Consider the following 12387-nt stretch of genomic DNA (forward strand, 5'->3'; position numbering starts at 1 on the left):
CTCGCCGTTTGTGTGTGCCGCCGTCGCACCTCCCTATTCCTCCGTCCCCCCCCCCCCCCCCCCCCCCCCCCCCCCCCCCCCCCCCCCCCCCCGCAACCGGAGCGTCATGGCGCTCGGGGCTTCACCTCACAGCTGGAGCTTGAAGCCGACGTGCGAGGCGGTGAATCCGAGCCGCTCGTAGAAGCGGTGGGCGTCCGTGCGGGTGTTGTCCGAAGTCAACTGGACCAACTGGCAGCCCTGCCGCCGGGATTCCTCGATAGCCCACTCGATGAGCTGCGTCCCCAGGCCGCTGCCACGCTCGTCGGCGTGAATGCGCACGCCTTCGACGATCGACCTCGTGGAGCCGCGCCGGGACAGCCCGGGAATGATCGTGAGCTGGAGCGTTCCCACGACCCGACGTTCACGGACGGCGACCATCACATGCTGGTGGGGGTCGGTCGAGAGTCGGTCCAGTGCCGTCAGGTAGGGGATCAGGTCGTCCGGTGACTCACGCCGGGCACCCAGGGGGTCGTCGGCGAGCATGGCGACGATCGCGGGAAGGTCCTCCGCCATGGCGGGCCGTATCTCGATATCTCCCATGGCCGAACCCTATGCAGCGGCCGGGCGGGCAAAATATCAAGCGTTTACATATATAGAGCGTCTGCAATTAATGTGTTTCTGCGTAACGCGCCCATGCAACCATCTGGGAAGGTGTCATCCCCATGCCGCTCGCGCTTCTCGCCCTTGCGATCGGGGCCTTCGGAATCGGTACGACGGAGTTCGTGATCATGGGCTTGCTGCCCGAGGTCGCGGGTGACTTCGGGGTCTCCATCCCCACCGCCGGCTTCCTGGTGACCGGCTACGCGCTCGGTGTCATGTTCGGCGCTCCGCTGATGACCGTGCTCGGTACCAGGATTTCCCGGAAGCGGATGCTGATGCTGCTGATGGGGCTGTTCATCGTCGGCAACCTGCTGTCCGCCGTCGCACCCGCCTTCGCCGTCATGCTGACCGGCCGCGTGATTGCCTCACTCGCCCACGGGGCCTTCTTCGGCATCGGCTCGGTCGTCGCGGCCGACCTGGTCGCGCCTGACAAGAAGGCAGGAGCCATCGCGATGATGTTCACCGGACTGACGGTCGCCAACGTGGTCGGCGTCCCGCTCGGCACGCTGGTCGGGCAGTCCGTCGGCTGGCGTGTCACCTTCTGGATCGTCGCGGCCCTGGGCGTGATCGGTCTGCTCGGCATCGCCAAGCTCGTCCCCGAGATGCCCAGGGCGGAAGGAGTGAGCCTGCGACACGAACTGGCCGCCTTCAAGAACGCGCAGGTCCTGCTCGCCATGGCGATGACCGTCCTCGGCTTCGGTGGCGTCTTCGCGGCCATCACCTACATCGCGCCGATGATGACCAAGGTCGCCGGTTTCGCCGACGGTTCGGTCACGTGGCTCCTGGTCCTCTTCGGCCTCGGCATGGTCGGCGGCAACCTCGTCGGTGGCAAGTACGCCGACCGCGCCCTGATGCCCATGCTCTACGTCTCTCTGGGCGCCCTTGCCGTGGTGCTTGCTCTCTTCACGCTCACCGCCGACCACAAGGCCCTGGCCGCCGTCACGATCGCGCTGATCGGTGCCCTGGGCTTCGCCACCGTGCCGCCGCTGCAGAAGCGGGTCCTCGACCAGGCACAGGGAGCCCCGACACTCGCGTCGGCCGTGAACATCGGTGCCTTCAACCTCGGCAACGCGCTCTCCGCCTGGCTCGGCGGTCTCGTCATCTCGGCCGGCCTCGGATACACCGCCCCCAACTGGGTCGGCGCCGTCCTCGCCGCGGCCGCCCTGCTCCTGGCCTTCCTCTCGGCCGCCCTGGAACGCCGGGACAGCGCGCCCAGCACGGTGGTCGCGGAGGGCGTGCCGACGGAACAGCGAGCTGCTGTGACCCACTGAACCGGGCGGCTGCCCCCGACCGCGAGCTGTACGGCGCCGCCGGTTCCCGGATCCGCCGGGAGCCGGCGGCGCCGTATCGGAACTCGCCCGCCCGGCCTCAGCCCGCCGCCACCGTCAGTGGCGCGAACCGACGGCTCCAGTCCCCGGGGAGTTCCGCGATGCCATACGTCATGACGGCGTTGAAGGCGACGGAGGTCAGACCGTGATCCTTCGCCCACGCCAGCAGTTGCTCGTGCCGTACGTCGATGTCGGTGCGCAGGGGGCGAGCGGTGTGGGCGGCCAGGGAGGCGATCAGCGCCTTCGCCGTCCGTGTGTCGCGGGCGATCAACGGACCCACGACGTGTGTGTCCATGTTGGGCCAGGCGGCCGCGTAGCCGATGATCCGGCCGTCCTCCTCGGCGACGCGCAACTGGTCAGCGAAGGCAGGCAGTCGGGTGATGATGTGCGTGCGATCGGCGCCGAAGACCTCCTCGTCGAGCCGCAGGATGGTGGTGAGGTCCTCGGCGGTGGCCGTGCGGGTGGCGACCTCGGGAATCGAGCTGTCCGGTGTGAAGTGACCGCTCAGCATCTCGGCCCGGCCGGTGGTTTTGAAGCCGAGCTCCTCGTAGAGCGGGCTACCGTTCGGCGTCGCGTGCAGAGTCAGCGGTGTGGTGCCCATCGCGGCGGCCACGTGGCGCATCAGCCGGCGTCCGATGCCCTGGCGGGCATGCCGTTCGGCGACCAGCACCATGCCGACGGCTCCGAGCTCGGGCCGCTCCTGCGGTCCGTACTCGGTGACCACGCAGGCGCTGACGAGTCCGCCGTCGGGGTCGTCGATGCCATAACCCTTCCCGGCTGTGAGGAGGAAGCCCCACTTGTGCTCCTCGCGTGGCCACCCCCGGTCCTCGGACAAGTCGGCGCAGGCGGTGAGATCGCGACGCGTCAGACGGCGGATGGGCAGAGCGGTGAGGGAAGGGGAAGGAGTCGGCACGCAGGTCAGGCTGTCGGACGGGCACCCTCGACGTCCACCCGTTTCCGGGAGCTGGCACGAGCTTTTGGCCATGTCATGGCCAACTGCACAGGCCGCGAGCAGCCGCTGGGTGTTTCACGTGAAACATCGGCGAACGACTGCTGTCCGACGGCCCCTTCGCAAGCCGGGCCAGGCATCCCGCTAGCCTCGGCGGCATGGCCAGACTTCATCTCTTCGACCTCGACGGCACGTTGTTGCACGGAAGTACCGCGCCAGTGGAGATCTCCCGGCAGCTCGGGCTGGAAGCCGAGGCGGTGGCGCTCGACCAGGCGATCGGGGCGGGGCTGATAGGCCCGCCCGAATACGCGGCGGAGGTGTACACGCTCTGGGCGGAGCTCACTGAAGCGCATGTGGCAGCGGCCTTCGAAGGTGCCCCGTGGCTGGCGCGTATCCGTGAGGTCTGGGCGGAAATAAGGGAGGGCGGCGATTACTGCGCTGTTGTGTCGCTCTCGCCCTCCTTCTTCGTGGAGCGGCTCATCGGCTGGGGCGCACACGCGGCGCACGGGTCTGTCTTTCCCGCTTTGCCTTTCACCGAGCCCGTGGACCCGGCCGGAGTGCTCAGCGCTGCTGCCAAGGTCCGCATCGCCGACCGGCTGTGCGAGGAGTTCGGCGTGGCGCGGGCCGACTGCATCGCTTATGGCGACTCGCTGTCGGACAGAGACCTGTTCGGTGCGGTGCCGATCTCTGTGGCGGTCAACGCGGACAGTCATCTGGCCGATATCTCGACTCACTCCTACAGGGGCCGGGACCTGTGGGAAGCCTATGAATTGGTGCGACACACACGGTAATTGCGGGAATTGACGGTTCGAGTCCGTCGCAATCGTGGAGCAGGAGGGGGGACTTGTGTGGGGAGCGGCGGCCGGTATGGTCGACTCCGGTTCCTGTCCGGCTGAGGAGCCCCTCCTGCAGGTCCGAGGGGGCCGAGAGCAGGGCAATCCAGCCTAACGTGACGGAGAGATCAAAAGACGGCAATTCCGGGTATACGGCCGGGGCATCCACACGGGTGAGACGCTGCGATGAAGTACTGCGGCCAATGTCACACTCTCGCCCTACTTGTCCGTACGTGGCCGGAACACGGGTTGAATTGGCCGCGCCGGCCGCGGCACCGGCCACAAGAGAGCAAGCCGTCTGCGGGGGAAAGCAGGCAACTTCCGACCAGGGAAGTGCGCAGACCGACCGAGAGATGTTCGAGGCGAGGCACACCATGGACGCTCCGACCACCACGTCGGCCGACAACGGCACTTCCGGCGGCGGGAGCGGCTGGTTCACGCCGCACAAGCAGCCGGAGACCCCTCCTGGCGGCGAACCGGAGAGCGCCGACGGCCGTCGCCTGGCAGCGATGCGCCCGGTGGGCAGGACCGCGACAGGAACCGGCACGGCCCCACCGACGCCGGACGCCGCGCCGCCCGCCATGACAACCGGCGGAGCACCGCAGCCCCCGGAAGCTACGGACGACACACCGCCCGCAGCGACGGCAGCCGGCGCACCCCCTCCAGGGGAGACAACCGACTCCGAGCCCGCCACCACGGATGACCCAGCGTCCGGCGCAGCCCACGCTGTCCCGGCCGCCGACGCATCCGGAAGGCCGGGCGCGATACAGGCCCCCGGGATATCGCCCTCGATATCGGCCCTCAGGCCGACCAGCGTCCCAGCTCCGCCCCCTCAGGCCCCGCTCGCCGGCTCCTCCCTCCTCACCCAGGCCGCGCCCGCCCAAGCCTCACCGACCGAACAGCGAGTGCCCGCCCAGCGCTCCGCCCCGCAGCAGGACGCCTCCCCGGACGCCGTTCTCATCCGCCGGACCATGGCCGAGGTCGGCCCGGTGGCCGACAAGGTCACCTCGTACTTCTACGCGCTGCTCTTCGTGCGCCACCCCGATCTGCGGTCACTGTTCCCGGCCGCGATGGACACCCAGCGGGACCGCCTGCTCAAGGCGCTGCTCACGGCGGCCGAGCACATCGACAACACCGAGGTCCTCGTCGAGTACCTGCAGAACCTCGGCCGCGGCCACCGCAAGTACGGCACGCGGGCCGAGCACTACCCGGCGGTCGGCGAGTGCCTGATCGGCGCCCTGAGCAAGTACGCCGCCGGGATCTGGAACCCCGAGCTGGAGGCAGCCTGGGTCCGGGCGTACACGACGATCTCGCAGGTCATGATCGACGCGGCGGCGGCGGACGAACTACGCGCCCCGGCCTGGTGGCACGCGGAAGTCGTGGCGCACGATCTCAGAACGCCGGACGTCGCGGTGGTCACCGTCCGCCCGGATCAGCCCTATCCCTTCCTCGCCGGTCAGTACACGAGCGTGGAGACGCCCTGGTGGCCGCGGATCTGGCGGCACTACTCCTTCGCTTCAGCGCCCCGCTCGGACGGTCTGCTGTCGTTCCACGTGAAGGCCGTCCCCGCGGGCTGGGTCTCCAACGCTCTGGTGCACCGCGCCCGGCCGGGCGACATCATCCGGCTCGGCCCGCCCGCCGGCTCGATGACCGTCGACCACACCACCGACAGTGGACTGCTCTGTCTGGGCGGCGGGACCGGCATAGCGCCCATCAAGGCACTCGTCGAGGACGTCGCCGAGCACGGCGAACGGCGCCCGGTCGAGGTGTTCTACGGCGCCCGGACCGATCACGACCTCTACGACATCGACACCATGCTCCGGCTCCAGCAGAGCCACTCCTGGCTCTCGGTCCGCGCGGTCATCGATCAGCAGGCGCACCTCCAGCTCCCGGACGCCATACGCGATTACGGCCCGTGGAACGAGTACGACGCCTATCTCTCCGGCCCGCCCGGAATGATCCGCAGCGGCGTGGACGCGCTCAGGGACATCGGTATCCCGTCGGCACGCATACGCCACGACTCGGTGGAGGAGCTCGTCACCGCCGCCCAGTGATCCTTTGTCGGACGTCAGCCGAGGTCCGGGGCGTGCATGGCGCGTACACCCTCGATGTTGCCGTCGAGGTAGTGCCGCAGCGACAGCGGTACGAGGTGGACGGAGGCGATCCCGACGCGGGTGAACGGCACCCGCACGATCTCGTACTCGCCGATGGGCTCGTCCACCTCTGGACCGTGCCGCAGGGACGGGTCCATGGACTCCAGATGGCAGACGAAGAAGTGCTGCACCTTCACGCCGGTCGCGCTGGCGTCCGCGCCGATGTGTTCGACGGTGTCGACGAAGCAGGGCACCACATCGGTGATCTTGGCGCCGAGTTCCTCGTACACCTCGCGGTGCAGGGCGTCGACGACGGTCGTGTCGTCCGGCTCGACCCCACCGCCGGGCGTGAGCCAGTAGGGATCCATGCCGGGTTTGGTGCGCTTGATCAGGATCAGGTCGTCACCGTCCAGCAGAACGGCGCGGGCGGTGCGCTTGACCACAGGTCGGACGGTCATGGGAGAAATGTGGCCCCGCTGGTTCCACGTGAAACATCGCGCAGGCCACCGAATGGTCTCACCGTGTGACCAGCCGAAATGCGGGCCTCAGCACCAGTCGCCGGCCGCCTGCAGCAGCCACTCATGAGCGCGCGCGATGTGCGGCATCGCCAGGGTGCCGGTGCGGACCACCAGGAAGTACGTCCGCAGGGGCGGAACCGCCGGATCGTGCAGTGCGACGACCTTCCCGCGCTCGAGGGCGGAGGCGCACAGATAGCGGGGCAGCACGGCGAGCCCGGCGCCTGCCACCGTGCACGCGAGAACCGCGCGCAGGTCGGGAACGATCACGGTTCCCGGGGCGGCCGGGAGGGAGTCGAAGACCGAAGCCCAGTAGCGGGACACGAAGGGCAGCGACTCGTGCACCTCGACCACCGGGACGTTCTCCAGCGCGGGAGCCGACCTGGCCACGGAGGCGGATTCCGACGCCCGTCTTCCCGTGGACCCGGAGGGGTTGTCCGATGCCCGCCTTCCCCTGGGCCCTGAGATGTTCTCCGCCGCCCGTCTCCCCTTGGCAGATGTGACGTTCTCCAGGACCCGTGCCCCTTTGCGGCGTGGTTTCCCGGAGCCGAGCTGTTCGGCCCAGCGCGGGGCGGCGACCAGGACGTGCTCCTCGTCGCAGAGCGCAGTCGCCGTGAGCAGGGCGCCGCGTGGGCGGGCCGGGCAGATGGCCAGATCATGATGTCCGGCGGCCAGCCCTTCCAGAACCTCCTCGGCGTTGCCGAAGGAAGCACGCAGGGCGAAGCCCTGGCCGTCCTCGCCGGTCAGCAGGGTGAGCGCGGGCAGCGCCCGCTCGGCGGTGAACTCGGGCGGCCCTGCGAGGTGCAGTGTCCGTAAGGACGAATCGTCGTCGAGCCCGGTCTCGGCTATCTCCACCAGGGCGTCGAGATGCGGGGCCGCCTTGTGGGCGAGCTCGTCGCCGATGGTCGTAGGTGTCACGCCCCGGGCCTGCCGCAGGAACAAGGGCCGCCCCAGCTGTCGCTCCAGGGTGCGGATCTGCGAGGTGACGGCCGGCTGCGACAGGCCGAGCAGCGCGGCCGCGCGGGTGAAGGAACCGGCCCGGTGCACCGTCACAAAGGTGCGCAGCAAGGCCAGATCCATGGCGACGCCTCCTCTTCCCTGCCCTTCTCCCGGCCCCGAGGCAGGGCCCAACTATAAATATGTCGATAGGTCTCTGTCGCTACTGTGATTGGACACTGACACAGAGTCAACTAGCCTTGTTCGCGCGGTTCTTCGCGCGCAGAACCGGGACGGTCCGAGCCACGAGGGGGGAGGCTCGGACCGTCCGTCGTACGGAGCCGCACACTGCCCGGAGCGGGCGCGAGGGCGTCACCGGGACGATTCGTCCAGCGCGCGCAGCACATCCGCCACCAGGTCCTCGGGGTCCTCCGCACCCACCGAGAAGCGAATGAACCCGTCCGGCACGGCATCTCCGCCCCAGCGCCCGCGGCGTTCGGCCGTCGAGCGCACCCCGCCGAAGCTGGTCGCGTCGTCGACGAGCCGCAGTGCGTCGAGAAAACGGTCGGCACGCGCGCGCGTGGGCAGCGTGAAGGAGACCACGCATCCGTAGCGCCGCATCTGCTGCGAGGCGACCTTGTGGGAGGGGTCGCCGGGCAGGCCGGGGTAGCGCAGCCCGGTCACCTCGGGGTGCTCCCGCAGCGCCTCCGCGAGAGTCCGGGCAGTCGCGTTCTGCCTGTCGACCCGCAGTTGGAGCGTGGCGATAGAACGGTGGGCGAGCCAGGCCTCCATGGGCCCCGCGATCGCCCCGACGATCTTCCGCCAGCGCCGTACGGCGGCCATGGCCTCGGCGTCGCGGCCGGCGACGTATCCCAGCAGGACGTCCCCGTGCCCGGTGAGCTGCTTGGTGCCGCTGGCCACGGAGAAGTCGGCACCGAGTTCCAGCGGACGCTGCCCGAGAGGTGTCGCGAGCGTGTTGTCGACCGCGACCAGGGCGCCGCGCGCGTGTGCCGCCTCGGCGAGCCGCCGTACGTCGCACACGTCGAGCCCGGGGTTCGACGGCGTCTCGATCCACAGCAGCTTCGCGCCGTCGAGGACGTCCAGCTGGGCGTCGTCGCCGGTGGGCGCGGTGCGCACCTCGATGCCGTACGCCTCCAGTTGGGTGCCCACCAGGGGCAGCGCCTGGTAGCCGTCGCTGGGCATGACGACCGCGTCGCCGGTCCGCAGCTGTGAGAAGAGCACCGAGGAGATGGCGGCCATGCCGGAGGCGAACACGAGCGTCTCGGCGTCGTCCTGCCCGGGCGCTTCGAGCTCGCCGATGGCGCGCTCCAGCAGGGTCCAGGTCGGGTTGTCATCTCGGCCGTAGCCGTACGGACCCGTCACCTCGCCCGGCAGGTGGAAGTGGGCGGCGAACACCGGACCGGGCAGGGTCGGCTCGTGCTTGACCGGCTCGGGCAGCCCTGCCCGCACCGCGCGCGTGCCGTCACCACTGTCCACCGGCAGTCCCTGCCCGCTCGTAGCGCTCATGCCCCTCGTCCCTCCACGTCCTCGCGTACCGCGGCGAGCAGACCCTCACTCGCCGCCTCCACCATCTCAAGGCACTCCTCGAAGCCGTCCAGGCCCCCGTAGTACGGGTCCGGTACGTCGAGGTCGCCGCCCGCGGTCGGGTCGTAGGAGCGCAGCAGCCGGACCTTCTCCGCGTCCCCCGAGGTGGGTGCGAGGCGGCGCAGGGCCTTGAGGTGACCGGCGTCGAGGGCGATGACGAGGTCGAGGCGGGCGAACCATGACGGCTGGAACTGGCGGGCCGTGTGAGCACCGTCAAAGCCGTTGTTCTCGAGGACGGTGACCGTGCGCGGGTCGGCACCGTCTCCTTCGTGCCAGCCGCCCGTTCCGGCGCTGTCGACCTCCACCAGGCCGTCGAGGCCGGCCTCCCGGATGCGGGCGCGGAAGACGGATTCGGCCATCGGGGAACGACAGATGTTGCCGGTGCAGACGAAGCAGACCCGGTAGGTCATGGTGTGCTCAGTCCTCGTCGGGCAGGACGACGTGGAGCGCCCAGGACACGATCGAGATGATCAGGCCGCCCAGGACGGCGGTCCAGAAGCCCTCGACGTGGAAGCTCAGGTCGAGCTTGTCGGCGAGCCAGGAGGTCAGCAGCAGCATCAGGGCGTTGACCACCAGGGTGATCAGGCCGAGGGTCAGGATGAACAGCGGGAAGGTGAGAACCTTCACGATGGGCTTGACCAGGAAGTTCACCACTCCGAAGACCAGGGCGACGAGTATGAGCGTCCAGACCTTCTTGCCGGTGCTGTCGCCGGTGAGGGTGATCTTGTCGAGCAGCCATACGGCGACCGCCAGGGCGCCCGCGTTGGCGATCGTCTTGACTACGAAATTCTTCATGTGTCTGATCGTGACAGACGAGATCGATTACGAGTACGGGCGAGGGCGGACAAAGTCGATGAAGGCATTCCGGTTGGATGAACTGGAGGCGGAGCGTGCCGCCAACGACGGCGCCTACCTGCAGTTCCTGCGGGAGCGGAACATGTCGGTCGGCCTGTACGCGCTCGATGCGGGCGCGCACGACCCACAGCAGCCGCACAACCAGGACGAGGTCTACTTCGTCGTGAGTGGTCGCGCCGCGATCACCGTGGGCATGGAGACCACCCAGGTGGCGCGCGGCAGCGTCGTGTACGTACCGGCCGGTGTGGCGCACAAGTTCCACCACATCAGCGAGGACCTGAGGGTGATGGTGGTGTTCTCTCCGCCCGAGAGCTGAGCTGCGACCTCGGGGTTCCCTAGGGGATCAGTCAGGGGCGGACAAGGGATGCGAGGCCCCCGCCGGGACCCCTCCCGGCCCTAGCATCGAGTGCACGACGTCAGAAGATCCGGCAGCACAGGTGCCGGGCACAGAGAGGTTGGGGCGATGCGAGAGATCTTCATGGGACTGCCGTGGTGGGTGAAGTGGGTCGCGGTGCCGGTCATCGCCCTGGTCGTGTTCGGCGGGCTGATAGCGAGCGTCGTGGGTTTCGTCATCGGCCTGCTCTTCAAGTTGCTGGTCTTCGTGGCTCTGGTCGGCGGACTGATCTACGTCGTACGGAAGTTCACGACGAGCTCCTCGTCCCGCGGCGACTGGTGAGCCGTCAACTCGGGGCAACCGGCGGTCGGTAACAGGAATCACCGGTTCCCTCGGGGGAGGGAAGTTTCCCGGCGAGGCGGTCTGCGAGCGGTGACGGACGATTAGAGTCCGGAACTCGACGCGGGGAGACGACCCCGCGAGCGGCGTACACCCCCTCCCGTGTTCCCCGCACGGGCTGCCCCCTCGCGCTCCGGGAGTGACCCTTGGCCACGGTTGACACCCCACCTGTCCAATCCCACGTACCCTCCGCACCCGCCCAGCCCCAGGCAGCCGCCGCGGCGGCTGCGCCCCATGCGCCCGCAGCGGCCGGCCGAGCCGCGCTCCCGCCGCCGGGAGCGCACATCCGACCGCCCGAGCAGCCCGCCGCACCGTCGGCGCGGCCGCGCCCCACGACACCGCCGACGCAGCGGCAGGCGACCTCGTCGTCCGCGTCGCCACAGTCCGCGACCCTCATCGGATCCGTGCAACGCGCGATGCGCCTGCTCGAGGCCGTCGCCGAGCACGAACACGGCGCCCCAGCCAAGCAACTCGCCCGCGAGACGGGCCTGGCGCTCCCCACGGCCTACCACCTGCTGCGCACCCTCGTGCACGAGGGCTATCTGCGCCGCGACAAGGGGCTGTTCTTCCTCGGTGAGGCGGCCGAGCGGCTGGGCAGCAGCGGAGCCCGGCAGAAACGTCGCAGCACGGTCGCGGAGACACTCGCACACTGGCGCGACGCGATCGGCGTACCGGTGTACTACGCGATGTACCGCGACGGCGAGATCGAGGTCATGTGCGTCTCCGACACCCCGGGCAACCCGGCGGTCGAGGAGTGGGCCGATTTCCGCGAAACCGGGCACGCGCACGCCATCGGGCAGTGTCTGCTGGCCCAGTTGGACGACGAGGCCCGCCGCGACCACCTCGACCGCTATCCCGTTCAGTCCATCACCCCGTACACGGTGCGCGACAGCCACACCATGCTGCGGCGACTCGAACGCATGCGGCGGGCGGATCCGGTGACCGAGCGGCAGGAGTACGCGCTGGGGACGGTGTGCGCGGCCATTCCGATCACGGTCGGTAACTCGGCCGCGACGATGGCCATTTCTCTGCCCGCCCATCAGGCAGACCGGCTGCAGTCGGCGACACAGCAGTTGCAGGACGCGCTGGGGCTGCTGCTGGGGTCACTCGCGATCTCTATCAGTATCTGAAAACTCACTCCTTGTGATCTCTCGTGTACTTTCAGCAAGATTCCCTCAGTGTCTGAAGGATGGTTCCCAGCCAGTCGACGGCAAGTGACGGGGTAGGCGATGCGCGAGTCCGTGCAAGCAGAGGTCATGATGAGCTTTCTCGTTTCCGAGGAGCTCTCCTTCCGAATCCCGGTGGAGCTGCGCTACGAGACCTGCGATCCGTACGCCGTCCGGCTGACCTTCCATTTGCCGGGAGATGCCCCGGTGACCTGGGCCTTCGGTCGCGAGCTGCTGATCGACGGTGTGGGGCGGCCGTGCGGGGACGGGGACGTGCGGGTCTCGCCCGCCGATCCCGACTCGCTCGGCGACGTGCTGATCCGGCTGCAGGTCGGCAGCGACCAGGCGCTGTTCCGCTCGTCGACGGCGCCGCTCATCGCTTTCCTGGACCGCACCGACAAGCTGGTGCCGCTGGGTCAGGAAGGGGCGCACGCCGACTTCGACGCTCACCTCGACGAGGCTCTGGACCGCATCCTGGCGGAGGAGCAGAGCGCGGGCTGAAGCGCTTCGTCAGCAAGGTGGCGGAACGCTTCGCCTGGGGCGGCGGGTTGCGCTGCAAGGCTTCCGCGTGAGCCGTGACTTCGTCAGTCAAGCGTGATGCGTGAGGCGACGCGGGAGCCGTCATGCAGGAGGCCAGGCGTGAGCTCGGGTGCTTAGGCGACGCGAGGCGACGCGAAGCAAGGCGCAAGGTGGCGTGGCGGCGAGGCGGATGCTGAGGCGGCCAGTGCCGCCCGG

The 12387-nt window shown here is 69.1% G+C and carries 14 protein-coding genes; 7 read left to right on the top strand and 7 right to left on the bottom strand.

The window, feature by feature from the left end:
• Window positions 1-126: 126 nt before the first annotated feature.
• Window positions 127-579 (bottom strand): GNAT family N-acetyltransferase, encoded by a 453-nt coding sequence (locus tag ACZ5XS_RS27030; protein WP_468655505.1) that lies wholly within the window; start codon window positions 577-579, stop codon window positions 127-129.
• Window positions 580-701: 122 nt separating this feature from the next.
• Here ACZ5XS_RS27030 and ACZ5XS_RS27035 point away from each other — a divergent pair, with 122 nt between their 5' ends.
• Window positions 702-1910, top strand: a complete 1209-nt coding sequence (locus ACZ5XS_RS27035) for an MFS transporter (RefSeq protein WP_468655506.1) — start codon at window positions 702-704, stop codon at window positions 1908-1910.
• A 97-nt stretch (window positions 1911-2007) separates the two neighbouring features.
• Here ACZ5XS_RS27035 and ACZ5XS_RS27040 read toward each other — a convergent pair whose 3' ends face one another.
• Complete coding sequence (locus tag ACZ5XS_RS27040) at window positions 2008-2880, bottom strand: GNAT family N-acetyltransferase (protein WP_468655508.1); 873 nt, start codon at window positions 2878-2880, stop codon at window positions 2008-2010.
• A gap of 194 nt (window positions 2881-3074) precedes the next feature.
• On the opposite strand from ACZ5XS_RS27040, the gene ACZ5XS_RS27045 reads away from it, so the two are divergent.
• Window positions 3075-3707 carry an HAD family hydrolase gene (locus ACZ5XS_RS27045; RefSeq protein ID WP_468655510.1) on the top strand — a complete coding sequence of 211 codons (633 nt, stop codon included), beginning with the start codon at window positions 3075-3077 and terminating at the stop codon, window positions 3705-3707.
• A 395-nt stretch (window positions 3708-4102) separates the two neighbouring features.
• Window positions 4103-5803, top strand: a complete 1701-nt coding sequence (locus ACZ5XS_RS27050) for a globin domain-containing protein (RefSeq protein ID WP_468655512.1) — start codon at window positions 4103-4105, stop codon at window positions 5801-5803.
• Between the two features lie 14 nt (window positions 5804-5817).
• On the opposite strand, the gene ACZ5XS_RS27055 is transcribed toward ACZ5XS_RS27050, so the two are convergent.
• The 5 genes from ACZ5XS_RS27055 to ACZ5XS_RS27075 form a co-directional block, all read right to left on the bottom strand.
• Window positions 5818-6300: an NUDIX domain-containing protein gene (locus ACZ5XS_RS27055; RefSeq protein WP_468655514.1), complete on the bottom strand. Its 483-nt coding sequence runs from the start codon at window positions 6298-6300 to the stop codon at window positions 5818-5820.
• Between the two features lie 87 nt (window positions 6301-6387).
• Complete coding sequence (locus tag ACZ5XS_RS27060; protein ID WP_468655516.1) at window positions 6388-7437, bottom strand: LysR family transcriptional regulator; 1050 nt, start codon at window positions 7435-7437, stop codon at window positions 6388-6390.
• 228 nt (window positions 7438-7665) lie between these two features.
• Window positions 7666-8820: a cystathionine gamma-lyase gene (locus tag ACZ5XS_RS27065; RefSeq protein WP_468655517.1), complete on the bottom strand. Its 1155-nt coding sequence runs from the start codon at window positions 8818-8820 to the stop codon at window positions 7666-7668.
• Window positions 8817-9308 (bottom strand): low molecular weight protein-tyrosine-phosphatase, encoded by a 492-nt coding sequence (locus ACZ5XS_RS27070; RefSeq protein ID WP_468655519.1) that lies wholly within the window; start codon window positions 9306-9308, stop codon window positions 8817-8819. Before ACZ5XS_RS27070 ends, ACZ5XS_RS27065 begins: the two co-directional genes overlap by 4 nt.
• 7 nt (window positions 9309-9315) lie before the next feature.
• The gene (locus tag ACZ5XS_RS27075; protein ID WP_468655521.1) at window positions 9316-9693 is read right to left on the bottom strand and encodes a phage holin family protein; all 378 of its coding nucleotides are present in this window, start codon (window positions 9691-9693) and stop codon (window positions 9316-9318) included.
• 58 nt (window positions 9694-9751) lie between these two features.
• On the opposite strand from ACZ5XS_RS27075, the gene ACZ5XS_RS27080 reads away from it, so the two are divergent.
• The 4 genes from ACZ5XS_RS27080 to ACZ5XS_RS27095 all read left to right on the top strand — a co-directional run bounded on the left by ACZ5XS_RS27080 (window position 9752) and on the right by ACZ5XS_RS27095 (window position 12153).
• Window positions 9752-10069, top strand: a complete 318-nt coding sequence (locus ACZ5XS_RS27080; RefSeq protein ID WP_383862510.1) for a cupin domain-containing protein — start codon at window positions 9752-9754, stop codon at window positions 10067-10069.
• 147 nt (window positions 10070-10216) lie between these two features.
• On the top strand, window positions 10217-10429 hold the full coding sequence (locus tag ACZ5XS_RS27085) for a DUF5326 family protein (RefSeq protein WP_468655523.1): 213 nt from the start codon (window positions 10217-10219) through the stop codon (window positions 10427-10429).
• A 452-nt stretch (window positions 10430-10881) separates the two neighbouring features.
• Window positions 10882-11616 carry an IclR family transcriptional regulator gene (locus tag ACZ5XS_RS27090; protein WP_468655603.1) on the top strand — a complete coding sequence of 245 codons (735 nt, stop codon included), beginning with the start codon at window positions 10882-10884 and terminating at the stop codon, window positions 11614-11616.
• Between the two features lie 99 nt (window positions 11617-11715).
• Window positions 11716-12153 carry an SsgA family sporulation/cell division regulator gene (locus ACZ5XS_RS27095; RefSeq protein WP_383862380.1) on the top strand — a complete coding sequence of 146 codons (438 nt, stop codon included), beginning with the start codon at window positions 11716-11718 and terminating at the stop codon, window positions 12151-12153.
• The last annotated feature ends 234 nt before the right edge of the window (window positions 12154-12387 follow it).

The sequence above is a fragment of the Streptomyces sp. NPDC033131 genome (genome assembly GCF_055578365.1).

Coding starts and splice junctions, on each gene's coding strand:
- ACZ5XS_RS27085 (WP_468655523.1), top strand. CDS start 10,217: ATGCGAGAGATCTTCATGGGACTGCCGTGGTGGGTGAAGTGGGTCGCG.
- ACZ5XS_RS27060 (WP_468655516.1), bottom strand. CDS start 7,437: ATGGATCTGGCCTTGCTGCGCACCTTTGTGACGGTGCACCGGGCCGGT.
- ACZ5XS_RS27055 (WP_468655514.1), bottom strand. CDS start 6,300: ATGACCGTCCGACCTGTGGTCAAGCGCACCGCCCGCGCCGTTCTGCTG.
- ACZ5XS_RS27065 (WP_468655517.1), bottom strand. CDS start 8,820: ATGAGCGCTACGAGCGGGCAGGGACTGCCGGTGGACAGTGGTGACGGC.
- ACZ5XS_RS27045 (WP_468655510.1), top strand. CDS start 3,075: ATGGCCAGACTTCATCTCTTCGACCTCGACGGCACGTTGTTGCACGGA.
- ACZ5XS_RS27095 (WP_383862380.1), top strand. CDS start 11,716: ATGCGCGAGTCCGTGCAAGCAGAGGTCATGATGAGCTTTCTCGTTTCC.
- ACZ5XS_RS27075 (WP_468655521.1), bottom strand. CDS start 9,693: ATGAAGAATTTCGTAGTCAAGACGATCGCCAACGCGGGCGCCCTGGCG.
- ACZ5XS_RS27035 (WP_468655506.1), top strand. CDS start 702: ATGCCGCTCGCGCTTCTCGCCCTTGCGATCGGGGCCTTCGGAATCGGT.
- ACZ5XS_RS27030 (WP_468655505.1), bottom strand. CDS start 579: ATGGGAGATATCGAGATACGGCCCGCCATGGCGGAGGACCTTCCCGCG.
- ACZ5XS_RS27050 (WP_468655512.1), top strand. CDS start 4,103: ATGTTCGAGGCGAGGCACACCATGGACGCTCCGACCACCACGTCGGCC.
- ACZ5XS_RS27070 (WP_468655519.1), bottom strand. CDS start 9,308: ATGACCTACCGGGTCTGCTTCGTCTGCACCGGCAACATCTGTCGTTCC.
- ACZ5XS_RS27080 (WP_383862510.1), top strand. CDS start 9,752: ATGAAGGCATTCCGGTTGGATGAACTGGAGGCGGAGCGTGCCGCCAAC.